A 23,860-nucleotide genomic window follows, 5' to 3' on the forward strand; every position below is an offset into this window, starting at 1 on the left:
GAAAACCCCGCCGCCTGGACGGGGTTTTTTCATGTGCCCTCCGTCTCAGGTTTTTTCCCGAGAAGGAGATGGAAACATGACCGGACTACGAGACCAATTGCACGGGCTGTGGCTGCCGCTGGTGACGCCATTTCGCGATGGCCGTCTCGACGAGACATCATTGCGGCGGCTGACGCGGCACTACGGCACACAAGCCGTCGACGGCTTCATCCTGGGGGCGACCTCGGGTGAAGGCATGACGCTGCGCGAGGCTGAACTCGAGCGCCTCGTCGCCATCGTCCGCGACGAGATCGCGGCGGGCCGCCGCACCTTGCCGATCTTCCTCGGACTGTCAGGCGCGGACACCTCGCGGCTGAAGGATCGCCTTGATGAAACCGCGGACTGGCCGATCGACGGCTACCTGATCGCGAGCCCTTACTATGTGCGGCCGTCACAGCGCGGGCTGCTGGCGCATTTCGAGGCGCTCGCCGATCACGCTGCCTGGCCGATTGCGCTCTACAACATCCCCTATCGCACCTCGGTGAACATCACCAACCAGACGCTGCTGCGGCTCGCCGAACATAAGAACATCGTCGGCCTCAAGGATTGCGGCGCGAGCCGCGAGCAATCGATCGCGCTGCTGCGTGACCGGCCGAAGGGCTTTCGCGTGCTGACCGGCGAGGACGCGAATTATTTCGAGGCGCTCACCGACGGCGCCGACGGCGGCATCGTGCTGTCCGCCCATGTCGAGACCGCGACATTTGCGGCCGTGTATGCGGAGCTGAAGCGCGGCAACCACGACGCCGCGCAGGCGCGCTGGCAGGATGTCGCGGAGCTGACGCGGCTGCTGTTTGCCGAACCGAGCCCCGCACCGGCGAAGTACTGGCTGTGGCGGAGCGGCCTGATCGACAGCCCTGAGGTGCGCCTGCCGATGGTGGAAGTGAGCAGCGAGCTCGCGGCAACGATCGATCGCGAGATCGAGCGAAGGATGAAGGTCGCGGCGTAGGGCTTCATTTACCCTCCCCTGGAGGGGAGGGTCGATCGCGCGCAGCGCGAGCGGGGTGGGGTGACGGTCTCTCGGCATCGAACACTGCCTATGTCGAGAGATCACCCCACCCCGCTCCGCATTTCGCTTCGCTTCATGCGGAGCGACCCTCCCCTCCAGGGGAGGGTAAGAGGCGCCCGTGGTTAATCCCACCCCACACGGCCTTTGCATTCGCCGCATCGTGCATCCACGCCTCGTTTACCGAACCAAACCTATCGTTTCTGCCTGAGACCTTCCAAAGGGGGAATGACCATGGGACATCGCACCCGGCCTACGGCCGCGAGCCAATTCGCGCCGGCCGATCTCTTGCAGGGAATTCTGGTGGTGTCGTCGTTCGGGTTCTGGGCGGTGATGCTCGGCCTGATGCCGGTGCTGCTGTTTCGCGTCTGGCTGGCGGGCTGACAGCGCGGCGCGGATGGTTAACCCGTGGTAGCAGCTGTGTTCAAATGTGCAGCTAGCTGCGCCCCGGAATCTTAAAACATCCCGCGTATCACTGACGCCCATAAGCGAAGAAATCGCGGGGGCGTTTGTGAATAATCATAATGAGATGGCGTCGCATTACGACGCCGGACAGCAGAGCTTTACCACCGAGGACATTCTCTGGGCCGCCGGCATCTGGTCGGTGATCCTCAGCCTGTCGCCGGTCATCGTGTTCTACATGCTGATGGTGGCATAGCCTCCTTCAGCAGACCCGAAAAACGCAAAACGCGCGGCTCGTCCGCGCGTTTTCGTCCGGGGAAATGAATGATGAAATTATGCCGCCTGCTTGTGCATTGCGCCGGACGCCGACGCCGTGCCGCGAATAGCCTTCACTGAACGCTCGATCGCCGCCCACAGCCGTGCAATTTCCTGAGCCGCACGACTCTCGGCCTGATACTCCCGCGCGCCTTCGCCGTGGCTGAGCGCCATCAGCAGATCGGAACGGTTGGTGATCTGGCCACCCCACACCGGAGCGCGGAATTTCGCCAGCGCCTCGCGGGCGATGGTGACAATCGGGCTTTCGGACTCGTCGCGGCGCGCCGGCGCACCGTTGAGCACGACCGCGTAGGGCTTGCGCGCGGCGCGGCACATCTGGATGGTTTCCTGCACCGCGTTGACGTCGAACACGCCGGGCCGCGCCGGAATGATCACCATCGTCGCGTTCCTGATGGCGTCGTCGACGACGGCCGACAGGTTCGGCGGCGTGTCGATCAACACCCATTCATAACCGTCGCGCTTGGCCGCGGAGACGATGCCGCTGACGGAGTTCACGGCCGGCTTGATCGGCGGCTCGTTGGTGCCACGCAGCTTGTGCCACAGCGTGAGCGAGCCTTGCGGATCCGCGTCCACCAGCATGACCTGCTTGCTCGCCTTGATCTGCGCGGCGAGATGTGCAGCCAGGGTGCTCTTGCCCGAGCCGCCTTTACGCGATGCAAAAACAATAACGTTCATACCTTCGGCCTCCAGATTGACCCCGTGGCTCGAAAATGAATCAGCGCGGTGATTCGTGAAAGAAAAATTTATCGGGAGTTGCGTTGCCGCCACGAAATAACAAGGCGTGTTGGCTTTTGAGTCACACTGCCTGGTACGACGCCCGATGAAAACTGCAGGACAACGCCTGCAATCGTGCGTTTTTTGAGCAGCGAGGCGGGATAAAGTGGAATGCAACCTTGCCGGGCAAACCGCCCTGCGACTCTTTTCCATCGCGCGCGCGTCATCGCCGCAAGGCTAGCGCGCGAACAAAACGAGTCCGGCGGGGCAAACGCAGCTGCCGGGTTTCAAGGATGAACGTGCCGTCGCGCTCAGCCTTCGCTGGATTTCTTCTTCTTGCTCGCCTTCGCTGCCGGCTTGGTGCTCTTCTTCGCGGTTTTGGGCGCGATGTGGGTCGGCTTGCCGGCACGCACCTCGCCCGGTTCGGGTCCCGGCCGGAAGAACACCCGACACTGCGGCGAGAGCTGCGACTTCTTCGCGATCATGCAGGCGGTGATGGCATCGACGTTCGGAACGAACTCGCCGCACAGCCGCATCGCATCGGGCGTGCAGGCCTGCTGCTCTTCCTGGGTGTAGGCGAAGCCGGCGCGCGGCAGGACCAGGACGGCCAGCGCAATCCCGAGGGTTGCAGCGGCCAAGGGTTTTGACTTCTTCAAGCGAAACGCCAGCATCGATCCCCCCACATGTCGAGTTTCAGTGGGAATAGTGGGTGAACGGGCGTTGGTTGGCAACCGAGGGGAGATGCGAAAGCCGGCACGTGTGCGGTCTCGGCAACAGGTGGGCGGTCTGGTGTCGGCACGGAGCTGCTGCAAAACAGGTTTCATCCCCCGCCTTGTGCGCAATTGCGCACTGGGGCGGGGGATCCAGTATTCCAGAGACGCCTGACGTTCCCAGAGGAGCCGCGGCGTACTGGATCCCCCGCCTTCGCGGGGGATGACGGGTGTGGGTGGGACGAGATCGAGCTCCAGCCCGCCGCTCCAGCGACCATCCAACCAAAAACCGCGAAAACAACCCCATGCACAGTAGCCAAGTCCAGCTGCGGATTGGCCTTTACGGATTTTACGAAATCAATTTGACGCGTCGGGCAAAACAGTGGCATGATGGCATGATCGAGAATGCGTGGGGTGGTCAGCCAGATCCCCGTGAGGTGAGGGGTGCATGGCCACATTGCTGATCGTCGCGCCGGTGTTTGCGCTCATTGCAGCCGGCTATGCCGCGGTGCTGTTTCGCTTCGTCTCGGACAGCGCGCACAAGGGCATCAGCGAATTCGCCTTCAGCATCGCCATCCCTGCCCTGCTCTTCCGCACCATCGTCGTCTCGGAATTCCCCGACGTCAGCCCTTACCGGATGTGGGGCGCCTATTACGGCGCGCTCGCCCTCACCTGGATCGCGGCGCTGGCCCTGTCAGCGCTGCTGCGCCAGCGGCGCGAGGACAGCGAGGACGGCGTCGTGTTCGCGATCGGCTCGGTCTACGGCAACATCGTGATGCTCGGCATTCCCTTGACGCTCTCGGCGCTTGGCAATGAGGCCGCAGGGCCGATGGCGCTGATCCTGTCGGTGAACACGCCACTGCTCTGGCTCTGCGGCATCCTGCAGATGGAGCTTGTCAGCCGCAAGCGGACCGGCTCGGCCCTGTCGGTGATTGTCCGGCGTCGAGCGGCTCGCGAGTCGATGCATCGGATAGACTTTGGAATAGGGGTGCCAGATGATCATTCTACTTGACCGTGTAACATTTTCGTACACAGATCGCTCGGGGGATCGCATTTACGACGCTCTAGCTCACATCTGGAGATTACATGACTGAGCAAGATGTTGCCTCACGAGGCGCGGAGCCGTCCATCGTGGAAGGATTTTGCATCGAAGGTCTCTATGGGTACCGCTCGATCTCTCTGTCCTCCGAATATGCCGCGACAATTCTGATCGCCAAGAATGGTTCTGGCAAAACGACTCTGCTCGCATCGCTAGATGCTTTTCTGCGAGGTCAATTTTCTAGGCTTCGCGATCTCAACTTCCGCCAGATACGATGCAAGTTGCGAGGTATCGATGAAATCGTACTCACACGCCAGCAACTTCTTGACTATCTCAACTTCGATCGCTTGGCGCTGGAAGCTCGGAGGGTTGATATCGATCCGTTCAGCCTTTTGCTTTTCCTGGAGGAGAATGCACGAAACTCTGGTCGGTTTGACCTTGAAGACGATGTTGGCACCAAACTGTATCAAAAGCTCAACTACACTAGGGCCGAAGTTCTTGCGTTCTGTAATCAACTGAGGGCTGGACTCCTAAACAATGCGCCCGAGATAAGCTCAGTTCTGACAGCACTAAACAGGGCACTGGGCGACACCGAAGTAGTTTACTTGCCGACTTATAGACGAATTGAGCTCTCGATTGCGCCAGTGCCGGACCGCATGGGAAGATCGCGGAGGCCGCCAATCCCCTCAATCAGAACCAGTCTTTACTCAGGCGAGATCCAGTTCGGCCTCTCCGATATTCTCGAGAGATTGTCGCAACTGAACCAGCGCATTGTATTAGACTCAAACCTTGGCTATCGCGAAATCAGCGCTAGCATCATCAACGAACTAATCGACGGCCGATTTGACCAAGTCAGCCCAACTCCCGAGGATATTCCTGACAAGGCTGAACTAGAGCTTTTCTTTTCCCGATTGAAGGATCAGCGCCAACGGTCGAGATTTGGCCCCTATATCGACGAGCTATCGTTACCGAACATCGACCGCATCTACACGGCGAGGACATTTCCGACGAGAGAAACAAGTTTCTTAGATATTTTCTCGCAAAACTTAACACGGTCATTCTCGCGACCCGAGATATTGAGGGCTTAGTTCGGGACTTCATCGACAACTGTAACCGCTATCTCTCATCGGTTGATCCCAGCACGTCGCTCCCGCGAGATCCCATGTCCGAAGGCGGCGGCGATATGGACGACAAGGAACTCACTTTGAGCCGACGGAATTTGGAGGTGACGGTCCGCAGCATCAAAGCTAACAAGACGATACCACTGGATGCCCTTTCTTCGGGTGAGAAACAAATGATCTCGCTTTTGGCGAAGCTGTTTCTGTATCCCGACAATAAAATCATTCTTATCGATGAACCCGAGCTGTCGCTGTCTATAGACTGGCAGAAGCAAATCCTGCTCGACGTGATGAATGCTCCTCTTTGCAAGCAGGTAATCGCCATCACCCACTCTCCATTTATCTTTGACAATGCGCTGGAGCCGTTTGCCCGATCCTTCGTGTCAACAATTGACCCCGTAATCGACGACACTGAGGAAGATGCGCATGAGTGAGGGCGCAAAACAGCCGCAAGACGGATACATTTCCAGGCTGAAGGAAGCGAGAAAGAGCCCAGCGGTACTAAAAATCCGATTAGCCAACTTGCGGAGTAGGCGGCCGAACTGCCTTGTGTTCGCATTCGAGGGCGACGCCGACAAAGCGGTATATTTCCAATGGGTCCGGCGCGTTCGGGAAGAATTATGCTACGAGCCCTTCCCCTGCGACGGTAAGAAGCAGGTGTTCTCGGTCCGCGAGATGCTGCGGCGGGACTTAACCAGCTTGGCGTCCCGTGTTTACTTTTTCGTCGACCGGGATTTCGATGATATGGCCGGCAATGAAGAAAGTGCCGACACGTTCATGACAGATCAGTATTCGGTGGAAAATTACTTGGTGACCAAAGAAGTCTTCGAGGAGCTCCTTAAGGACGAATTTCACTGTCATGCCGAGCCACAGGTGCGTGAACACCTTTTGGCCGAATTCGAGCGGCGCTATTCAGAGTTTTTGCAGATCATTAAAGAGGTGAACAAGCGGCTCTATATTGCGCGAAGACTCGGAATTCGACTTACGAAGCAGCTTCCAGATAGCATCAATCATCTTGCAGTGGTCGCGCTGAACAGTGTCACCGCGAGCACACATCAGCCAGATGCAATCGTGGCATTTTCAAGCGCGCCGTGTAAGCAAGATGAAGATCGGCTTGCTGATGAGTTCTCACAGCTCGATCCGCCGACTAGATACCGCGGCAAATTCAATCACCTCTTCTTAATGAAATGGCTCGATTTACTTTGCTGTGAACGACGAGACGCAAATTCGAACATGTTCCCTGGATTGAACAAGGCGCGGGTTGTCAACATCCAGGGCATAACCCTTGGAATGTTAGCCTCGAAGTCGAGCCTACCGACAGGATTTCGTGATTTCATTCAGGCTGTGCAATGACTATTGCGAAGGACCGTTCTGCTCGCTGAGAGCGGTTACCGCACAGGGGCACTCATTGGCGCGACTAGGCAGAATTCCAGATTTCGATGATCCTCAATTTCGTCTTCGCCGCGAGAAGAAGATGAAACGTATCTTGGCCTATGAGCACGCCGAGGGCTTCGCCTTCTTGATCGCCAAAGCTGATCGTCAGGATCCGGGGGACCTAATCGCGTATATTCGCAAGCATCAATTATCACTGACCGAGCGCGAGGAGCTTGCATGGTTCCTTACACACAAGTTGATGCCAAGGTCACGACAGCGCCACCCACGATCGAAGCGCGAGAGCACGTTGCGACGCATCGCAGAGCGAGCCCAGGAATTCAAGGCCGATTTCAAGAAGAAGAATCAACGCGGCAACGTCCCGAGGGCAGCGACCGTTGCTTTCATCAAACGCTCCAAGGTTTCTGGCTCGCCACTTGAGCTATCCGATGTCGAGGAGGTGCTGCGGCTTCTCAAAAATCCTAGCCGGGTCAAAAAAGTGCGCAAATTGTAGCGCAGGCCTTTGCGCAGTTTAACGTCTGATTGGTCTTAGCCTCGACGCCACCGCACCAGCATGAATGGATAGCCCCCGCTATCCGGCGGTTCGCGTGAAAGAGGATCGACCATGAGCAAATCCCGCATCAGGTTAGCAGTTATCACTTGTTCGGAGCGGGTCACTTCTCAACTGCTCGGCTGCTCGCTAGTTGAAATCTTGCAAAAAGAGCGAAGAGGACAACTCCGGCATTCGCAATTCTGGAAGGCGCATGGTCTCGCCAATGCGCGAAGCCTCTTCCGACAGTACTGGGAGTCCTATGACGTACGGCACTACCTAATTGAGGACGTGATATCATTGCTGCCTGATAAGGCGCCGGCAGCCGCCGATCTGACGCAGCTTAAGCGTCAGTACCGGCATCTCATGGCAGGGCAAGTCGAGTTGACCTCTTGGAGGATGCCTTACATTGGCATTGCTATCGCGGCATCAGGACTGACGATTACCAGCCAAGCAATCATTCGCGTCCCAAAGAGACCACAGACATTACCCGGAACAGCCGGCACGCATTTGCTATAGCATTTGCTAAGCAGAACCGGGCAGTGGGCGGACATCAGCTAAGCAATTGAAATCATTGGTACAGTTGGGTGGGCTCGAACCACCGACCTCCTGTTCCACAGACACCGCCAGGGCTCCGCCGGGACCACGCTGGCCCCACCTTTCATACGAAAATCGCAACATTATCAATGTACAAGCTCGCCGCTCCCCGCCTTATCTGCGCTGCAATTGGCGCTACGGTGGTAGCTACGTGGTAGCTACAGGGGTAACGGATGGCCGTTTCCAGTATAACGATCCGCGCAGTGCAAGCACTCAAGCCGGGCGAGACTATTTGGGATTCAGACCACCGCGAAGCGGTGCGGGGATTTGGCGTTCGGCGTCAACGCGACCAAGCGACTTACGTCCTCAAGTACCGAGTGTTCGGTCGGCAGCGCTTCTTCACCATCGGCCCTCACGGTGCCCCCTGGACACCAGAGCTTGCACGCAAGGAAGCCAAGCGGCTTTTGGGCCTGGTTGCCAATGGCAAAGACCCGGCGGACGAGAAGGCCAAGGCGCGCCTGCAGGCAGCCGATACACTCCGAGCAGTCGCGGATCAATATCTCCCGAGCGCCAAACTAAGGCTGAAGCCCCGGAGCTATTCGGAAATAGAACGTTACCTGTTGGTCAGTTGGAAACCCCTGCATCCCGTCTCAGTTTTCCAGATCACCCGCCGCCATATCTCGGCTCGTATCGCTGATCTCGCATCAGTTCACGGAGCGGTCTCAGCAGCCCGAGCCCGTACAGCCCTGTCCTCAATGTTCAACTGGGCAATACGGGAGGGTCTCGACATTGCTTCGAACCCGGTTCTCGGCACTAACCGACCCGCGCAGCCGGGAGGTCGCGCACGGGTCCTTAAGGAGAGCGAGCTATCAGCTATCTGGCAGGCCTGTGGCGATGACGATTATGGACGCATTGTGCGTTTGTTGCTGCTCACAGCCCAACGCCGTGATGAAGTCGGGAGCATGCAGTGGGCCGAACTTGACACTATTTCGGGACTCTGGACGCTCCCAAGCGGCCGGACCAAAAACCATCGCGAGCACTCGGTGCCATTGGTTCCCGCCGCCTTAGCTCTACTTCCGCACCGCCGTAACGACCGAGACTTCCTTTTTGGTGACGGACCCCGACGCAGTGGTGATCCGCATCGTGGTTTCTCGGGCTGGTCCAAGTCTAAGACAGCACTTGATGCACGGATCACGGAAGCCCTGGGCGAACCCCTGCCCCATTGGACAGTTCACGATCTTCGGAGATCGGCGTCCACGGTGATGGCCGACCAACTTGGCGTATTGCCGCACATCGTGGAGGCGATCCTAAACCACGTCAGCGGCCATCGGGCTGGCGTTGCCGGGGTGTACAATCGTGCTCGGTATGCGGCCGAGATGCGCGAGGCGCTCGAACGCTGGGCAGAAAACCTTAAGACCCTCCCACATCGAAATCTCAAAGCAAGTCATCTTCACGTGGCGACCAGCCAGGATGGTCCGCCGACGGCAGCAAGGATCGAGCCGCCCCGCCGAGAGCCCTATCAGCAGGACAGGGCGAGTGAGGGTCTCCGCCCTTCTGACAGTGAGGCCATAAGGCAGTCCCGGTTCGACTCCTAGAAAGGAACCGGCTAGGCCCTCGGAGGATATAGAAGGTTCAGATCGAGGACACGCAACACCCGATTGTTGCGATTGGTAGAACAGGAAATTCCTAGGCTCGCTGCATAATTGACTATAACCGGCGATTCTGCGTCCCAAAGCCATCTAAGCCGTTGATTTAGAATGTAATCCCTCGCTACGTTTCGCTACGTAGGTTTACTCGGGCTGCTTCGCGAGCGCTATCCGAATCTCTCGGCCCCTCCAGGGATGGAATCAGCGCCAATTCGCCAGGACTTCGTAAAGCGCGGTAGGTGCCGTGAAGCGGTCGATCATCGGGGGATCAATTTGGGTTGTCGTCCAGCGCGGTCGCGAGTCCCTCGTTAGTAGCCTTGATCGGGCGAGATTACCCTGATCTTCTGGCCCTAGAAGTCCTTAACGGACTTGAGCTCCCTGCCTGTATTGCCGGGACCATCCGCCCCTTGGCCTCGCAGCTCGACAGAGCCCCTGCATACTGCGTCGCTCATCTTGCAAGCGCGTTGCTAGGCGAGCAGCGAGCTGCCGCCATTGGAATTTGCTCTAGCTCTTGAAACGATTTCGCTATTTCTCCGCACCATCACATATGGCAATTGACCTCCTGATCTTGGCACGCGGGTATTAGTCCTCGTTCTCAAGCCAAACGACGCTGCATGGCAGACCTCCGACTGATTGAGGAAAGTTGCAGATGCCGGACATCCTTGGACGAGGGTTACCCAGCTCCATAGAAGGCTACGGCAACGTGAACCCCTTCGCTGGGGCATTGGAGGTGCCGGGGTTCATATCGCGCGCCGCGACCATGCTCCGCAGCGCCACGCGCGGAGTTCCCAAGACACTGCCAAGCATTAGGGCGGCGCTCGACGCATGTGAACTTCGAGATGGTGCGACCATTTCATTCCACCACCATCTCCGCAATGGCGATCGCGTCCTGAATCTGGTGCTGTCAGAGGTTGCTGCGAAGGGTCTGAAAGACATCACGGTAGCGGCAAGCGCGCTGTTTCCCGTCCATGCTCCTCTGGTCCAGCACATACATCGCGGGGTTGTCACTCGACTGGCGGCGAGCACCATCTACGGACCACTTGCCGATGCGGTTTCGAGGGGCGCACTGGCCAAGCCCGTACTGATGTTTACGCACGGGGGCCGTGCGCGCTGCATCGAGTCCGGTGAACTTCACATCGACGTCGCCTTCGTTGCAGCGCCGACCGCCGACAAGTGCGGGAATCTCAACGGCGTCCAGGGCAGGGCCTCCTGCGGTCCGCTTGGCTACGCAATTTCTGACGTTCAGTACGCGGACCGTGTCGTCGCGATCACAGACAATCTGGTCGAATATCCGACAACGCCTATAGAGATTTCACAAGACAGCGTCGACTTCGTCGTCTCCATCGATTCCATCGGCGACCCGGAGCACATCGTCTCGGGAACCACGCGCCTGACGACAAATCCCATTGGTTTGCAGATTGCCGAAACGGCAGCCAAGATAATCGACGCATCGGGATTGTTGAACGAGGGCTTCTCGTTTCAGACCGGTGCCGGCGGCGTGTCGCTAGCCGCAGCGGCTTACCTTCGAGACATCATGATCCGACGCAAGGTGCAAGGCAGTTTCGCTTCCGGAGGTATCACTGGCGGGATCGTCCAAATGTTCGACGAGGGGTTGTTTCGTGCGTTGCTCGATGTTCAGGCCTTCGATCTCGAAGCCGTGGCATCCTACCGCCGCAGCCCGGCTCATCACGGTATGTCAGCTTCAATGTATGCCAATCCGCACAATCGCGGATGTGTCGTGAACGAGTTGGACGCAGTCATCCTTGGGGCCGCCGAAGTCGATCTCGCGTTCAATGTCAACGTAACAACCGGAAATGAAGGCATGATCCTCGGAGGATCAGGAGATCATGCGGACACCGCCGCTGGGGCCAAGCTCACCGTGATCACCACGCAACTGACGGCTGGCAACCTGCCTAAGATAGTGGATCGCGTCAAAACGTTGACCACACCGGGGGAAACCGTCGACGTCGTCATCACGGAATCCGGTGTCGCGGTCAATCCTCAGCGTACCGATCTGCTCGATCGTCTGAAATGCGCAAACATACCTCTGGTCTCAATCGAGCGACTGAAGGAGGACGCAATACGGAAGGCAGGGCCGGTGCAGGCGCGTGCCGTCGAGAACAATAGGATCGTCGCCGTGGTCGAATACAGAGATGGCACCGTCATTGACGTTGTTAGAGCCGTATCGACGATGTCGACGGCAAAGACCTGGAGAGGGGATGAAAGCCCAGACCGCGGCTAGGCCGGATTTTTGGCCAAGCATTTTCTGTCGCCCAGCATTAGCGCTTCCTCGAGGAGAAGATCAATAATGACCGCGTTCATTAGCGACGATGATACATTAGCAGCGTCGCGGGCGCTCTCCAGTACATTTCCTACTACCATCCGCCAGACTACATTCGTCACCCGAACTACGCCTATGAAACCGAAAAGAGCCCGGCGGCCAAGGATGCAATCGCCCAGATTCTTGTAAATTCGCGATGTCCGCGCTCGGTAAGCGGCCCCTGTGCCAAGATACGGGTTTGGTAAGTGCATTTGTGAAGGGGGCATGAACGCGCGCTTCGCGGCTTCGCGAAGCCTTTCCGACCTGATCAACGAGGGCTTGAGGCGTGCCTACATGAATCGGGACAATCCGCTACGAGCATCGATCGTGTTGGATCCGCCGTTCGCGCGCAACAACACACGCGACAATACGCCGGCGGTGGTCCATTTGTGCCCGGCGAACACCTCGACATCACTCTTTGCGCGAAGGGCGGCGGGGTCGGAAAACATGGCGCGATTCGTCACGCTCAATCCAAGCGATTCCGTCGTTGACTGGGTATTGGACACTGTACCGACGCTGGGAGCCGGCTGGTGTCCGCCCGGCATCATAGGAATCGGAATCGGAGGAAGCTGCGAGAAGTCACTTTTGCTTGCCAAGGAAGCGTTACTCGAGCCGATCGATATGTCCGACCTTCTCCTGCGCGGTGCCAGTACCCCAGAGGAGGAGATGCGCTTGACGCTGTAAAGGCATCGATGCGCTTGGAACCGGCGCTCAGGGATTGGGAGGACTTACGACAGTCGTCGATGTGAAGATCAAGACGTTTCCGTCTCATGCGGCGTCTTTGCCCGTGGGACTTGTGCCGCAGTGCGCCGCCAATCGTCACATTCACCTTTCGCTTCATGGAGGAGGGCCTGCAAACTTCGAAGCCCCCGATCTAGAGGACTGGCCCAAGGTCACTCTCGAGAGGACGGCGCAGGCGGCTCGGCGGGTCAACCTCGATACCCTCACTCCTGAAGACGTTGCACGATGGCAGCCAGGCGAAACTCTGCTCCTGTCCGGCCATTTGCTAACCGGTCGCGACGCCGCGCATGCACGTCTGTTCGACCTCCTTCGCCGCGGAGAGCCCTTGCCGACAGATTTCCGCAATCGAGTCATTTATTATGTCGGCCCGGTAGATCCGGTTGGGGACGAAATCGTAGGCCCCGGCGGCCCCACGACTGCGACTCGAATGGACAAATTCACGGAGGTCATGCCCGCCCAAACTGGTCTCATTGCAATGATCGGAAAGGGTCAGCGAGGGCCTCAGGGGATCGAAGCCATCAGGCGTCACCGCGCGGCCTCTTTGGTCGCCGCCGGAGGGGCGGCTTATCTGGTGGCCAAGGCAGTACGATCGTCGCGTCGTGTCGCGTTCGAGGATCTGGGCATGGAAGCCATCTATGAATTCAAGGTCGAAGATATGCCGGTAACAGTTGCCGTCGATGTCAATGGCAATTCGATCCACGAAATCGGCCCGGCGAGGTGGCGCAGATTTCGATCCAGGATGTAAATTGAGGTCCTCGTTTCTCGAACATGGAAGCGGGCACCGCAGGGCACACGCAAACCGCGATGATGCGCGACCCGTAACTCCTCGTCCGGCGCTGCCCTATTGGCGCTTTCCGCAAGCACTTGATCATTCGGCCATCAGTCACTCGAGCGAGCGTTTGGTTCATATCCAGCCGCAGCTGGGTGAAGGGACCAGTGTCCCGCGGCATCTGCCTGAGCTGACGGCGCGCTCCGAAAGGAATCGTCATCCATCGGCTCGATTCTCCTTCACAGCCCTGCGCACCCCTTTCACGAGGACGTATTGCAAAGCGCAATGGCAACGAGAACGATTTGCTAATTGGTCTGGAGCCGTTGGGCTGCCATCTTCACGACGTTTCTCCCGCGCATCCTCCTGGGTGCCACTGACTTGAGCCCGGCACAGTCGCGCCGGGCTTCTTTATTGCTCTTGTACCCGGCCAATTTACTCGCGCCGACCTCACTTGCTCGGGCGCGCGCGATACGACGTTCGTGTTAGCACGATAGACATGCAAGCGCCGCAATCAGGGCACTTCCGACCAAAGCATCTTCAAGGCTCGGCTGCCTACCTTTAGTGCTGCCGGTAATATCCAGACGAGCCGATAATGCCGATGCTGTCGACGGCAATGAGACGATCCGATTCTCCGACCCTCTGGTATCACACGAAGCTTGCAACGTCCCTGGAACCCATCGCCCAAAGAGCCATTGGTCCCAATTGCTGGAGTTACACATTCCTTGCGGCCCGGACACGCTCCGTCGAAAACTCGGCTCTTATTCTGTTTCCATCGCGATCCAGGCCGGGAACCGTACCATAGCGCTTCGACTCGCTGCGCACCAAACTGCCCGGTGCCAAGAGCTCTATGTCGCCACCATCGGTCGACACAGAAATGTACTTGTTTTGCGGATGATCGAGCAGATCCTTGAGTTCCGAAAAGTGTCCGAACGCGATGCGGGCGCGTGACAGACGGGCGACAAACTCTTCGGAATCGAGCTTTGCTATTTGCTCGGCGCACCACGTCTCGACGTGACTCCGGTTCTCTATGCGTGCCTGATTGGTCTCGAACCCCGGCTCACGGGCCTGTGCCGGCGTTCCGAAGACGTCAGTGCACAAGGACTTCCACTCACGCTCGTTTTGCACCGATATCAGGACGGTCTTCCCATCGCGGCACGCAAACTTCCCGTACGGCACGATGGAGGGATGGCGCAGTCCAAGTCGCTGCGGCGTGAACTGCCCGTACTTGTGCTGAAGAAAGGGCACATTCATCCAATCGGCCATCGCATGATAGAGAGAGACGTCGATCACGCGACCCTGGCCGCACCTCTCGCGCCCGAGCAATGCTTCAAGAATGGCCTGATACGCGGTCATGCCAGCCGCGATGTCGCAGACAGAGACGCCGACCCGCGCGGGTTCTTCGCCGATGCCATTGATGGCGCAAAGGCCCGTTTCTGCCTGAATCAGCAGGTCATACGCCTTCTGCTCGCTTCTTGGCCCCTCGCGCCCATAGCCGCTGATATTGCACACGATCAGCCGCGGATTGAGCGCCATGAGCTCATCGGAGCTGAAGCCGAGGGATTCGATCACGCCGGGACCGAGGTTTTGAATGAAGACATCGGCTCGCCTCAACATGTTCTTGAGAAGAGCCTTATCCTCGGTCGCTTTCAGGTCCAGAGCGATCGATTCCTTTCCGCGGTTGAGCCAGACGAAATAGGCGCTCTGTCCGTTAACGAGTGCATCATACGCCCGGGCAAAGTCTCCCTCGGGCCGCTCCACTTTGATCACCCTTGCGCCGGCGTCAGCAAGCTTGCCTGATGCGTAGGGTGCGGCGACAGCGTGTTCCACGGCAACAACAATGATGTTTGAGAGATCTGTCATCGTATGTTGCCTCCATTGCTGCCCCTGGAGATTGAGGCGCAACCTGCCTTCTCTGCAACCGCGTTGTGCCGATGGGTGCTATTGGCTTACCCAATCGAGAGTCCCGCCACTGTCAGCCATTGGTTTTCGCAATATCGGTGGTCATCGATTTCGTGTTGCGGTCACGGAGGCGGATGCTTAACGCTGCCCGAACCTAACCACGATGCCTTTCGGTTGGACATGACGATGAGCGATCCGTTTCTTGCCTTGTTCGTTCCCGCCACGAGACCTGAACGCTTCTACAAGGCGGCTGCATCCGGTGCCGATGCGATCGTCATTGATCTGGAGGATGCAATTGCGGCACATGAGCGCGCCTCCGCCCGGAGAACGCTGCGCGCCGTTCTTCGAACGCAGGCATTTCCCGGCGAGGTCATCATCCGCATGAACGGACCTCGAACGGCGGATCACGATGAAGATGTTCGTCTCCTTTTGGATCTGCCGAGCTGGGTCGGCCTCATGCTGGCCAAAACGGAGCAATGCGACGACGTCTCACGCCTCACCGACCTGCTTCCTGGTCGCTTGACAATAGGTCTGGTTGAAACGGTTACAGGCATCGTCAATGCCCGCTATCTCGCACCACTATGCACCCGAGTGGCATTCGGATCGATCGACTACGCGAACTCGATCGGAGCCGCTCATTCGGCGCGCGCCCTGTTGGCGGCCCGGTCGGAACTGGTTTTCGCCTCGGCACTTTCGGGTGCGGCCGGACCGCTGGATGGTGTGACAACGTCGATAGCAGACGAGTCTGAAATCGAGTCCGACGCCTTCGCAGCGCGAGAGCTCGGCTTTACGGGAAAATTGCTGATCCACCCGAAGCAAGTCGTGCCGGCGCTACGTGGCATGGCCCCTGCGGCAACCGATTTCGCGCATGCCTGCGCGGTTATCGCGGCAGGCCACGATTCCGCCCACGGGGTCGACGGGAAGATGGTGGATGCACCGGTTATCGAGGCCGCAAAACGCATTGCTGAGGACTACGACCGAATACATCGCCGGATCGACGCCATTGCGCGCAGATCCGCCTTGCCATCGTAGCTGATCCGCAAGCCTGCCCAAACCTGTGAACTAAAGAACGCGAGGAAAGGTTGCGGCGAGTTCTGCCGCCAGAGAGGAGCAGATATGGAGAAACAGATCGGTATTATCGGGATCGGCCTGATGGGGCACGGCATTGCCAAAAATCTCCTCCTCCGAGGGTGGAAGATCAGCTATCTTAGACACGCGGGCAACCAACCGACAGACGATCTCGATGCAAAGGGGGCGGTGGGCTGGCCTTCGGCGTCAGACCTCACGAGAACATCGGACGTTCTCATCCTATGCGTTACGGGCACTCCTCAAGTTGAGGACGTCCTGACGGGGAGCGGCGCCGTACTTGATGCCCTCCGCCCCGGTACAATTGTGATCGACTGCTCGACAGCGATTCCGAGTTCGACAGCCAGGCTGGCGCAGTTGGTCTCCGCAAGACGCTGCCATTTTGTCGACGCTCCAATGACGCGCACTCCCAAAGAGGCCGAAGAGGGCCGGCTCAACCTCCTGGTTGGCGGGGACGCCGCTGTGGTCGAGTCCTTACACCCTCTACTTTCGTCATTCGCGGAAAACATCTTTTATGCCGGCGGCGTCGGGTCAGGGCACCGGCTCAAGTTGCTGCACAATTTTGTGTCGCTCGGCACCGTCACATTGATCACGGAAGCCGTGGCCTGCGCCGCCAAAGGAGGTGTCTCGATGGGGGCACTTGTGGACTGCTTGAGCCGCGGTGGCGGCGCCGGGGTCGCCCTCGATCGGCTCATTCCTTACATTCAAAAGGAACAAACGGAACAACTTCGCTTCACGGTGGCAAATGCTTGCAAGGATTTTTCGTACTACAATCAGATGGCTGATGAACTCGGTGCCTCGCATTTGATCGCCGCTAGTATCTATCACACCCTCGATGGTCTGGTTCGCTGTGGCGAAGGAAACGCATACATGCCCCAGCAGGCCACTCTGCTTCAGAAGCATGTCATAACATAAATTAGGCCGAAGCTCATCGCCTGCCTGAAAGAAGGGACTTATCGGTCCCTTCTTCACGGCAGAACTCCATCATCCTTACAGCGCCTTTTCCAGCTCCGGCAAGGCGTCGAATAGATCGGCAACCAAACCGAAGTCCGCCACCTGGAAAATGGGCGCATCCTGATCATTGTTGATCGCGGCGATGATCTTGGAATCCTTCATTCCAGCAAGGTGCTGTATGGCGCCCGAAATACCGACCGCAACATAAAGCTCAGGTGCCACCACTTTGCCGGTTTGACCCACTTGATATTCGTTCGGCACGAAGCCCGCATCGACGGCCGCACGAGACGCCCCCACCGCGGCGTTCAACTTCCGCGCCACCGCTTCGAGCAGTTTGAAATTTTCACCGGACTGCATGCCCCGTCCGCCCGAGATGACAACCTTGGCCGAAGTGAGTTCAGGTAGGTCAGATCGAGAGATGCTTTCACCCACGTGGGAGGACAGGCCTGGATCGGCAACGGCCTCTCTACGCTCAATTGCGGCGTTCCCGCTCTCGTTTGCCGGTGGAAACGAGGCGAGACGCACCGTGATCACCTTCTTCGCGTCGGTCGATTGCACCGTCTGGACGGCGTTGCCCGCATAAATCAGCCGGACGAATATGTCGGCAGCCTTCACCTCCGACACTTCAGACACTTGCATCACATCGAGCATCGCGGCCACGCGCGGCATGTAGTTCTTGCCGCTATTGGTGGCCGGCGCGACGATGTGATCGTAATCGGCCGCAAGCTTGACAATATTCGCCGCCATCGGCTCAGCCAGCGGACGCTCGAGCTCCGCACTGTCGATATGCAGAACCCTCGTCACGCCGCTCAACTTTGCTGCATGCTCCGCCGCTGCCCCAGCGCGGTAGCCTGCCACAAGCACGTGAATATCACCGCCTATCTTGGCGGCGGCAGACAGCGCCTTGTTGGTTGCTTGTTTCAGGGAGGTGTTGTCGTGTTCCGCGATGAGTAGAACGGTCATTGAATCGCACCCGTTTCCTTAAGCTTCGCCGCGAGCTCGCTCGCCGAACGCACCTTCATGCCGGCCTGCCGTCTTAACGGTTCCTCCGTCTTGATCAGTTTAAGGCGCGGTTTAACTTCCACACCGTAATCTGCCGTGGTCACTTCGCCGCATGGCTTCTTCTTCGCCTTCATGATGTTGGGCAGCGATGCGTAGCGCGGCTCGTTGAGCCGGAGATCCGTCGTAACGATGGCCGGCATCGTGAGCCTGACGGTCTGCAGGCCGCCATCCACCTCGCGCACGACGGTCAATGCTGAATCCTCTATGTCGATCTTCGAGGCGAACGTACCTTGTGGCCAGCCGAGCAACGCGGCAAGCATTTGGCCGGTTTGATTGCAGTCATCGTCAATGGCCTGCTTACCCAAAATCACGAGGTCGGGCTTTTCAGCCGCGACGACTTCCCTGAGCACCTTCGCCACGCCGAGCGGCTCCACGTAGTCCTCGTGCTTGACGAGAATGGCCCGATCGGCGCCCATGGCCAGCGCAGTGCGTAGCGTCTCCTGGACTTGGGCGGGGCCCATTGAAACGACCACCACTTCGGTGGCCTTTCCGGCCTCCTTAAGACGCACCGCCTCCTCCACGCCGATTTCATCGAACGGGTTCATCGACATCTTCGCGTTGCCAATGTCCACGCCCGAGCCGTCCGGCTTAACACGGATAGCGACATTGAAATCGACGACGCGTTTCACCGCGACGAGAATCTTCATCGATAGAATTCTCCCGATCCTTTACCAACAGTATGGACTGAGATATGCGACGGAACTGCTTTTCGATCGCCGGTTCTCGATGAACTTGGCGTCGGGACTTGGATGCTGCGGCAGGTCCGACTTGTACGACAGGCAGGCCAGTCGCACACGACAACGACCTGCCCCTTTCAAACTCCGGAGCGACTTGACCTAGACCTTAACGTAGCAAGGTCCGCGGGCAATGATGGGCTCGACCGTCTCCATGATCTCATCGTAGTCGGGGTTCATGGGAAGGGCCTGGAAGCCGGTAAATCCGAGATTCTTGGATACCTCTTCTCCCGAAAAATACGCTCCCGCGACGAACCGACCGACGACGTCCATTTCTTCCACCGGGATAGCATTGACGAACGCGAGCGGATCGCGAGGCTTCTCTACGGGCAGTTTGGAGACGATTTCATAGAACCGTGGCGCCAGATCCGGGCGTGCTTTCAGCGCCCGCGGCAGCAGCGTCTCCAGAACGCCGGCGCCCGTCGCGGAGGGCATGCCGAGCTCGCGGTCCCCGGGGATCATGGCATCACACAGCCAGCCCAGCTGAGCGCTAACGTCTTCGTATGTTGTGGACATGAGAAATGCTCCTCAGGCGACTTTCGATGAGACTTTCTGATCGCGACGGCTGTTCACGATCGCTTCGGCATTGCGTAGGGCGAGTGCGGCCACGGTTCCGGTTGGATTCACCGGCCCCGATGTCGGCATCACGCTGCCGTCCATCACGAACAAATTCGGGACATCGTGGGCACGTCCGAATCCATCGACCACCGATGTTGTCGGATCTGCCCCCATGCGAACCGACCCGAGAATATGCCAGCCTGTTTCACGCGAGTCCGGCGCGACAACGGTCTCGTACGCCCCCGCCTCACGCATCGAGATCGAGGCGTGCTCCTCGTGCCACTTGACCAGCTTTCGGGAGTTATCGTCGCACCGGTAGATGACCTTGGGAGCCGGAATGCCGTCTGCGTCCTTCAAGACGGGATCGATCACGACCCTGTTCTCCGGATTTGGCAGATCCTCGCCGATAATCGACCACATCGCGGAGCGACCGAACCTTTTGTAAACCGTCTTGTGGAATTCCGCGCCCCAGCCCGCCCGTTTGCCCCAAGGCCAGACGCCGATCGTCCCAAGCGGACCACCGGTGCCCATGAGCTGCCATTTTGCGCCACGCACAAAGCCAACACCTGGCTGCGTCTCGGTGAATTGCTGCGAGTAGGCTCTCTGACCGGTTGGCCCCTGCCAACTGTCGAAGTGATCATCAAACAGGCCCATGACCATGCCGTGCGGATGCATCATCAGGTGGCGTCCGACCATGTCGGAGCTATTGGCGAGCCCTTTGGGGAATCTCGCGCTATGCGAGTTCAAGAGGATCCGCGGGCTGCCGATGCCGTTCGCGCTGATGATGACGATTCGCCCGGCCTGAAAATGCGTCCTGCCGGTCTCACGATCAATATAGGTGACGCCGGTCGCGAGACCCGATGCATCTGTCTCGACCCGTGACACACGTGCCCGCTGCACAAGCTTCACACCGAGCTTAATGTTGGTGGGCCAATGCGTCCGGTCCACGGACCCTTTCGCGCCGTCGAAGCAGGCAGGGGCCATGCATGCACCACGCCGCACGCAGGGGTTCATGCCATTGTGCTTCACCGTTGCAATGGCGTTGGTGCCAGGCCAAATATGCCACCCCAGACGCTTGTGAGCAGCGAACAGTTTCTTGTCGATCACTCCCATCGGCATGGGCGGGAGCGGCGGATCGAACGGCGGATAGGATGGATCTCCGCCCACGCCCGACACGGACATCTGCTCCTCTGCCCGCGCATAGTATGGAGCTAGCTCATCATAGGTCAGCGGCCAATCCGCCCCGACCCCATCCAAAGTCTTCACGCGGAAATTGCTCGGCTGAAACCGGTGCCACGCCGCGGCATAGATGACCGAGCTTCCTCCAACGCCGTTCCACATGAACGGCGCAACGTCGGATTCCTCGTCGTTGATCGGATAGTCGGCCCCATTCATGCGCCTGTTCGGGTACCAGCTGAACACCTGGTCCCGCTTGAGCTCGAATGTTGGCTCGTCGAAATTGATCGACGTGTAGTTCGGGTACTCACCCTGCTCGAGGCAAACGACGGACAATCCCGCCTCCGCAAGCCGGCGAGCCGCGATCGCGCCACTTGGTCCTGAGCCCACGATAACGGCGTCCACTACATCTTTTGTGCCTGTATTCATGGAATCCTCCTCGTTCTAACTCGACGCTTGTGCATCGACGACTTTTTCAAACGGCTGAATTGATAGCGGTGTCGCCCGCAAGTATCCTTCCTCGGGCCCTGCGCACACTGCCCCCGGTTTCCCCAGCAGAGCCCTCCCTATGGGCTCAACGCGACCCCGCAATACGCTTCTGGAGAGCGTCCAGCAGGACCGCGGCAAGAATGATCGAGCCGGTCGCGAAGTCCTGCCAAAAGATGTCGATGCGCGCGAGGTTGAGGAAGTTTCTGATCAGCGCGATGACGACGACACCGATGATCACCCTCAGGATATTGCCTTGGCCGCCGCTGAGGCTGACCCCCCCGATAACGACGCCGGCAATGACCTCGAATTCCAATCCGCGGGCCGTGTCGGCTTGGATCGATCCGATGCGCGCGAGCAGGACCATCCCGGCGAAGGACGCGCAAAGACCGCAAATCATCAGACAAATGATCTTGATGCGATCAACGTTGATTCCGGACAGCGCGGCCACGTTTCGATTCGCACCGATGGCATAGACTTTCTTTCCGAAAGCCGTGTGGTTGAGGAGGACGTAACCCGCCAGAATCGTCAGGATTGCGATGATGAAGGGCATCGGAATGCCAAGGGGTCGCCCAAGGCCGATAATCCTGAATGACTCCGGGACGTTGGACACCACCTGTCCTTGAGTTGTCACGAACGCTAGGCTTCGGGCGATCATCATCGTTCCGAGCGTGGTTATGAACGACGGGATGCCGAACTTTGTCACGACAACGCCGGCGAAAAGGCCGAATAGCGGCCCCACCACCAGCGCAAGCGCAAACGTTGCCGTGATTCCGATCTCGGGCATCAGCTTGCCGGCAATGGATGCCGTCAGGGCCAGGACGGCACCCACGCTGATATCGAACTCGCCGTTTATCATCACGATGGTCATGCCTGCAGCCACGATTAGCGCTGCCGACATCTGAGCCATCAGGTTCTGAATGTTTATCACGGACGCAAATCGCGGTGAGACGATCGACATCACCACGACCAGAACGAGCAGGACAGCCACGGACTGGATGAGACCGTACGAGCGTCGAATACTCTCCTGCAAATTCGAGCGCCCAGCCTCTAGGGTATATGTGCTCATGCCGCTTTCCTCCCACTGACCGAAGTTTCGAGAATTCGATTGTGCTCCAGCTGCGCGCCGGCAAACTCTCCAACGATGGAGCCGCGGAACATCACGATAGCCCGGTCACAGAGCTTCTCGATGTCCGGCATCTCGGTGCTGATTATGATGACTCCGACACCTTCGGAGGCAATGCGTTCGATGATCTTTCTGATCTCGTCCTTGGAGCCGACGTCGATGCCGACGGTCGGATCATCCAGAATGAAGATCTTGGGACGGGTTTCCAGCCACTTCGCAATGAGCACCTTCTGCTGGTTTCCACCACTTAGAGTCCTGATCGGAACATGCGCGCTCGGCGCCTTAACGTTGAGCTCACGAACGCACCGTGTTCCCATTGCATCGATCTTGCTCCTCGACAGCAAGCCCAGTGCATTGCGTAACTTGCCGATGATGGGTAGCCCAACATTCTCCGCGATGGTAAAATCCGGAAGAATCCCCTCGCGCAGGCGGTCACCGGTCAACAGGGCAACCCCTTCCTTAATGGCCTTGCTGGGATTCCAATTGCTCTTTGTGGCACCACTTATCGCGATCGCCCCCTTGGATGGCTGATATCCCTCGACGCCGAATAAGGTTTTTGCGAGCTCAGTCAGACCCGAACCGGTCAATCCGGTGAAGCCCAGGATTTCCCCGCGATGAAGATCGAACGAAACGTCGTGAAGCATCCCGGATACACTCAGCCCGCGCACGGACAGAAGCACTTCATTGCTCGCGACCGCACCTCGCTTGCTCCTGGCGTCGACTTCGGCCAGCTTGCGCCCGAGCATATGCTGCACGACCTCCGGAATGGAGGTCGACTCCTTCTGCAGATTGGCGATGGTCTGGCCGTCGCGCAGGATCGTAATCGTGTCGCAGATCCGAAATACTTCGGACAAGTAATGGGAAACGAAGACGATCGCTACGCCTCTGCGAGACAGCTCAGTAATGAGCTGGAGAACGACATCGACCTCGGTTGCAGTCAGCGAGGACGTGGGCTCATCCATCAGCAGAATGGCGGGTTTCCAAGTCATCGCCTTGATGATCTGCACCATCTTTTTCAAGTCGTTTGGCAGCCGGCTGACCTGCTGACTGGCGTCGACCTCGATTCCGTAGTGGTCGAGAAGCTGTTGCGCTTTGGCGTTAAGGCCGCCAGCGGTAAGAACGCCAAGGCGACCCGTCGGCTCATTGTTCAGGAAGATGTTTTCCGCAACGGTCATTCCTTCCACAAGATTGATGTCCTGGTGGATGGTCACGATGCCGCGCGTGAGCGCGTCGATCGCATTATGTGGGCTATAATCTTTCCCGAGTAACTTGATGCTCTCGGCGGAGTCCGCCTGGTACACGCCGGCAAGAATCTTGAGAAGGGTGCTCTTGCCGGCTCCGTTCTCCCCGACGAGTCCGACCACCTGCCCCTTTTCCAGCGTGAAACTCGCGCTTCGAAGAGCCTTGATGCTGCCGAAGGTTTTCTTGACGTCCTTGCAGACGAGTGCCAAGTCACCCATTGTTTCCCCCGTCCGGAGTGTCCG

The 23,860-nt window shown here is 58.5% G+C and carries 21 protein-coding genes and 1 pseudogene; 13 read left to right on the top strand and 9 right to left on the bottom strand.

The genetic code is table 11. The annotated features are described in order from the left end of the window. Positions 1-76 precede the first annotated feature (76 nt). The 3 genes from LRP30_RS34230 (at position 77) to LRP30_RS34240 (ending at position 1,700) form a co-directional block, all read left to right on the top strand. A complete protein-coding gene (locus LRP30_RS34230) occupies positions 77-985 on the top strand; it encodes a 4-hydroxy-tetrahydrodipicolinate synthase (RefSeq protein ID WP_249757674.1) in 909 nt (302 codons plus the stop codon). A gap of 291 nt (positions 986-1,276) precedes the next feature. Next, positions 1,277-1,426 carry a hypothetical protein gene (locus LRP30_RS34235; RefSeq protein ID WP_164934661.1) on the top strand — a complete coding sequence of 50 codons (150 nt, stop codon included), beginning with the start codon at positions 1,277-1,279 and terminating at the stop codon, positions 1,424-1,426. Between the two features lie 127 nt (positions 1,427-1,553). After that, the gene (locus LRP30_RS34240; RefSeq protein WP_164934659.1) at positions 1,554-1,700 is read left to right on the top strand and encodes a hypothetical protein; all 147 of its coding nucleotides are present in this window, start codon (positions 1,554-1,556) and stop codon (positions 1,698-1,700) included. A 77-nt stretch (positions 1,701-1,777) separates the two neighbouring features. On the opposite strand, the gene LRP30_RS34245 is transcribed toward LRP30_RS34240, so the two are convergent. After that, positions 1,778-2,455: a ParA family protein gene (locus LRP30_RS34245; RefSeq protein WP_091886574.1), complete on the bottom strand. Its 678-nt coding sequence runs from the start codon at positions 2,453-2,455 to the stop codon at positions 1,778-1,780. A 350-nt stretch (positions 2,456-2,805) separates the two neighbouring features. Beyond that, positions 2,806-3,165 carry a hypothetical protein gene (locus tag LRP30_RS34250; RefSeq protein ID WP_249757675.1) on the bottom strand — a complete coding sequence of 120 codons (360 nt, stop codon included), beginning with the start codon at positions 3,163-3,165 and terminating at the stop codon, positions 2,806-2,808. A gap of 487 nt (positions 3,166-3,652) precedes the next feature. Here LRP30_RS34250 and LRP30_RS34255 point away from each other — a divergent pair, with 487 nt between their 5' ends. From LRP30_RS34255 to LRP30_RS45110, 8 genes and pseudogenes are all read left to right on the top strand, one after another. Next, entirely contained in the window at positions 3,653-4,216 is a 564-nt protein-coding gene (locus tag LRP30_RS34255) for an AEC family transporter (protein ID WP_249757676.1), read from the top strand. A 74-nt stretch (positions 4,217-4,290) separates the two neighbouring features. Continuing rightward, a complete protein-coding gene (locus LRP30_RS34260; protein WP_249757677.1) occupies positions 4,291-5,331 on the top strand; it encodes an ATP-binding protein in 1,041 nt (346 codons plus the stop codon). Between the two features lie 74 nt (positions 5,332-5,405). Then, positions 5,406-5,795: an AAA family ATPase gene (locus tag LRP30_RS34265; RefSeq protein WP_249757678.1), complete on the top strand. Its 390-nt coding sequence runs from the start codon at positions 5,406-5,408 to the stop codon at positions 5,793-5,795. Next, positions 5,788-6,714 carry a DUF4435 domain-containing protein gene (locus LRP30_RS34270; protein ID WP_249757679.1) on the top strand — a complete coding sequence of 309 codons (927 nt, stop codon included), beginning with the start codon at positions 5,788-5,790 and terminating at the stop codon, positions 6,712-6,714. The genes LRP30_RS34265 and LRP30_RS34270 overlap by 8 nt, the downstream gene beginning before the upstream one ends. A gap of 121 nt (positions 6,715-6,835) precedes the next feature. Next, positions 6,836-7,246 carry a hypothetical protein gene (locus LRP30_RS34275; protein WP_249757680.1) on the top strand — a complete coding sequence of 137 codons (411 nt, stop codon included), beginning with the start codon at positions 6,836-6,838 and terminating at the stop codon, positions 7,244-7,246. An 806-nt stretch (positions 7,247-8,052) separates the two neighbouring features. Continuing rightward, a complete protein-coding gene (locus LRP30_RS34280) occupies positions 8,053-9,414 on the top strand; it encodes a site-specific integrase (protein ID WP_249757681.1) in 1,362 nt (453 codons plus the stop codon). Positions 9,415-10,114: 700 nt separating this feature from the next. After that, positions 10,115-11,707 (top strand): citrate lyase subunit alpha, encoded by a 1,593-nt coding sequence (gene citF, locus LRP30_RS34285; protein WP_249757682.1) that lies wholly within the window; start codon positions 10,115-10,117, stop codon positions 11,705-11,707. A gap of 95 nt (positions 11,708-11,802) precedes the next feature. Next, positions 11,803-13,271: pseudogene (locus tag LRP30_RS45110) on the top strand (fumarate hydratase). Between the two features lie 735 nt (positions 13,272-14,006). On the opposite strand, the gene LRP30_RS34300 reads toward LRP30_RS45110, so the two are convergent. Then, positions 14,007-15,155, bottom strand: a complete 1,149-nt coding sequence (locus LRP30_RS34300) for a CaiB/BaiF CoA-transferase family protein (protein WP_249757683.1) — start codon at positions 15,153-15,155, stop codon at positions 14,007-14,009. 225 nt (positions 15,156-15,380) lie between these two features. Between LRP30_RS34300 and LRP30_RS34305 the strand changes: the two genes are divergently transcribed. Both LRP30_RS34305 and LRP30_RS34310 read left to right on the top strand, forming a co-directional pair. Next, a complete protein-coding gene (locus tag LRP30_RS34305; protein ID WP_249757684.1) occupies positions 15,381-16,226 on the top strand; it encodes a CoA ester lyase in 846 nt (281 codons plus the stop codon). Positions 16,227-16,310: 84 nt separating this feature from the next. Beyond that, positions 16,311-17,195 carry an NAD(P)-dependent oxidoreductase gene (locus LRP30_RS34310; RefSeq protein WP_249757685.1) on the top strand — a complete coding sequence of 295 codons (885 nt, stop codon included), beginning with the start codon at positions 16,311-16,313 and terminating at the stop codon, positions 17,193-17,195. A 75-nt stretch (positions 17,196-17,270) separates the two neighbouring features. Here LRP30_RS34310 and LRP30_RS34315 read toward each other — a convergent pair whose 3' ends face one another. From LRP30_RS34315 to LRP30_RS34340, 6 genes are all read right to left on the bottom strand, one after another. Next, the gene (locus LRP30_RS34315) at positions 17,271-18,197 is read right to left on the bottom strand and encodes an FAD-binding protein (RefSeq protein WP_249757686.1); all 927 of its coding nucleotides are present in this window, start codon (positions 18,195-18,197) and stop codon (positions 17,271-17,273) included. Beyond that, positions 18,194-18,943, bottom strand: a complete 750-nt coding sequence (locus LRP30_RS34320) for an electron transfer flavoprotein subunit beta/FixA family protein (RefSeq protein WP_249757687.1) — start codon at positions 18,941-18,943, stop codon at positions 18,194-18,196. Before LRP30_RS34320 ends, LRP30_RS34315 begins: the two co-directional genes overlap by 4 nt. Before the next feature lie 189 nt (positions 18,944-19,132). After that, positions 19,133-19,546, bottom strand: a complete 414-nt coding sequence (locus LRP30_RS34325) for a hypothetical protein (protein WP_249757688.1) — start codon at positions 19,544-19,546, stop codon at positions 19,133-19,135. A gap of 12 nt (positions 19,547-19,558) precedes the next feature. Then, positions 19,559-21,193, bottom strand: coding sequence for a GMC family oxidoreductase (locus LRP30_RS34330; protein ID WP_249757689.1), 1,635 nt, complete (start codon positions 21,191-21,193; stop codon positions 19,559-19,561). 145 nt (positions 21,194-21,338) lie between these two features. After that, a complete protein-coding gene (locus LRP30_RS34335; protein ID WP_249757690.1) occupies positions 21,339-22,319 on the bottom strand; it encodes an ABC transporter permease in 981 nt (326 codons plus the stop codon). Beyond that, entirely contained in the window at positions 22,316-23,836 is a 1,521-nt protein-coding gene (locus tag LRP30_RS34340) for a sugar ABC transporter ATP-binding protein (protein ID WP_249757691.1), read from the bottom strand. Before LRP30_RS34340 ends, LRP30_RS34335 begins: the two co-directional genes overlap by 4 nt. Between the last annotated feature and the right edge of the window lie 24 nt (positions 23,837-23,860).

The sequence above is a fragment of the Bradyrhizobium sp. C-145 genome (assembly GCF_023375135.1).
Taxonomy (GTDB): Bacteria; Pseudomonadota; Alphaproteobacteria; order Rhizobiales; family Xanthobacteraceae; genus Bradyrhizobium; species Bradyrhizobium zhanjiangense.

Bases quoted from the DNA above. Each gene is read 5' to 3' on its own strand.
- LRP30_RS34325 (WP_249757688.1), bottom strand. From the start codon at position 19,546: ATGTCCACAACATACGAAGACGTTAGCGCTCAGCTGGGCTGGCTGTGT.
- LRP30_RS34250 (WP_249757675.1), bottom strand. From the start codon at position 3,165: ATGCTGGCGTTTCGCTTGAAGAAGTCAAAACCCTTGGCCGCTGCAACC.
- LRP30_RS34300 (WP_249757683.1), bottom strand. From the start codon at position 15,155: ATGACAGATCTCTCAAACATCATTGTTGTTGCCGTGGAACACGCTGTC.
- citF (WP_249757682.1), top strand. From the start codon at position 10,115: ATGCCGGACATCCTTGGACGAGGGTTACCCAGCTCCATAGAAGGCTAC.
- LRP30_RS34275 (WP_249757680.1), top strand. From the start codon at position 6,836: ATGAAACGTATCTTGGCCTATGAGCACGCCGAGGGCTTCGCCTTCTTG.
- LRP30_RS34230 (WP_249757674.1), top strand. From the start codon at position 77: ATGACCGGACTACGAGACCAATTGCACGGGCTGTGGCTGCCGCTGGTG.
- LRP30_RS34280 (WP_249757681.1), top strand. From the start codon at position 8,053: ATGGCCGTTTCCAGTATAACGATCCGCGCAGTGCAAGCACTCAAGCCG.
- LRP30_RS34245 (WP_091886574.1), bottom strand. From the start codon at position 2,455: ATGAACGTTATTGTTTTTGCATCGCGTAAAGGCGGCTCGGGCAAGAGC.
- LRP30_RS34305 (WP_249757684.1), top strand. From the start codon at position 15,381: ATGAGCGATCCGTTTCTTGCCTTGTTCGTTCCCGCCACGAGACCTGAA.
- LRP30_RS34315 (WP_249757686.1), bottom strand. From the start codon at position 18,197: ATGACCGTTCTACTCATCGCGGAACACGACAACACCTCCCTGAAACAA.
- LRP30_RS34320 (WP_249757687.1), bottom strand. From the start codon at position 18,943: ATGAAGATTCTCGTCGCGGTGAAACGCGTCGTCGATTTCAATGTCGCT.
- LRP30_RS34310 (WP_249757685.1), top strand. From the start codon at position 16,311: ATGGAGAAACAGATCGGTATTATCGGGATCGGCCTGATGGGGCACGGC.
- LRP30_RS34255 (WP_249757676.1), top strand. From the start codon at position 3,653: ATGGCCACATTGCTGATCGTCGCGCCGGTGTTTGCGCTCATTGCAGCC.
- LRP30_RS34270 (WP_249757679.1), top strand. From the start codon at position 5,788: ATGAGTGAGGGCGCAAAACAGCCGCAAGACGGATACATTTCCAGGCTG.
- LRP30_RS34260 (WP_249757677.1), top strand. From the start codon at position 4,291: ATGACTGAGCAAGATGTTGCCTCACGAGGCGCGGAGCCGTCCATCGTG.
- LRP30_RS34235 (WP_164934661.1), top strand. From the start codon at position 1,277: ATGGGACATCGCACCCGGCCTACGGCCGCGAGCCAATTCGCGCCGGCC.
- LRP30_RS34335 (WP_249757690.1), bottom strand. From the start codon at position 22,319: ATGAGCACATATACCCTAGAGGCTGGGCGCTCGAATTTGCAGGAGAGT.
- LRP30_RS34265 (WP_249757678.1), top strand. From the start codon at position 5,406: ATGTCCGAAGGCGGCGGCGATATGGACGACAAGGAACTCACTTTGAGC.
- LRP30_RS34340 (WP_249757691.1), bottom strand. From the start codon at position 23,836: ATGGGTGACTTGGCACTCGTCTGCAAGGACGTCAAGAAAACCTTCGGC.
- LRP30_RS34330 (WP_249757689.1), bottom strand. From the start codon at position 21,193: ATGAATACAGGCACAAAAGATGTAGTGGACGCCGTTATCGTGGGCTCA.